This is a genomic window from Flavobacterium sp. AJR (assembly GCF_002156885.1).
GTDB lineage: Bacteria > Bacteroidota > Bacteroidia > Flavobacteriales > Flavobacteriaceae > Flavobacterium.
On sequence record NZ_NCWQ01000200.1, the window covers coordinates 1 to 860 of the forward strand.

Consider the following 860-nt stretch of genomic DNA (forward strand, 5'->3'; position numbering starts at 1 on the left):
ACATTTGAATTAATTACAATTAATTATTACCTATCAAAAATTGAATTTAAGGTTAGCTTCGGCTTTATAATAAATTATTAATTCAACTTTACCTTATATTAAAAAAAGCTTCGCCTGATAGACGAAGCTTTTTTTTATGCTTTTTACCTTTAACTCCAAGAAAGCTTCTGAAAAATATTTTATAACTTATTTGCTATTTAATATATTTTTATTGCACGGGCGGAGGGATTCGAACCCCCATCAACGGTTTTGGAGACCGCTATTCTACCCTTGAACTACGCCCGTAACTCAAGGCCGCAAATTAAAGGCTTTTTTTTCTTTCTCACCAATTATTTTTACGCAAATTTAAAAAGTTTTAAGCCGATCAGCGCTAATAATTCACTAGCACAATCACTACCAAAGCTTTATGAAATTTACACTCTTCTTTCAAAACAAAAATTCTGCGAAACAACCGCTAAGGTTTTTAAAAGTATGGTTTTATAAAACACAAAGTCCACAAAGCTTTGTATTCATCTAGCTTTGCGAACTTTGTGTTTTCTATGCGAAAGGAACGCAGATGATACGGATTTACAAAAGTAAAAACACGGATTAAAAGGATTTTTAAAAATAATAGATAAAAATCCGTTTAATCCGCGTTCCTCTATAGACAATCTAAAAAAACCTAATCTCTTTGTGAAATAACCGCAAAGGTCGCCAAGATTTTTAAAAATATGATTTTACAAAAAACACAAAGTCCGCAAAGCTTTGTGTTGATCTAGCTTTGCGAACTTTGCGTTTTCTATGCGTGAGTAAAATTAAATCTTAGCGCACTTTGCGGTTAAACCCTTATACTAATAAAGCAGCTTTCAACCCTTCTAAAT

At 32.0% G+C, this 860-nt stretch carries 1 tRNA gene; it reads right to left on the reverse strand.

The window, feature by feature from the left end:
- Positions 1–214: 214 nt before the first annotated feature.
- Positions 215–285: transfer RNA gene (locus tag B8T70_RS23540), tRNA-Trp, on the reverse strand.
- Between the last annotated feature and the right edge of the window lie 575 nt (positions 286–860).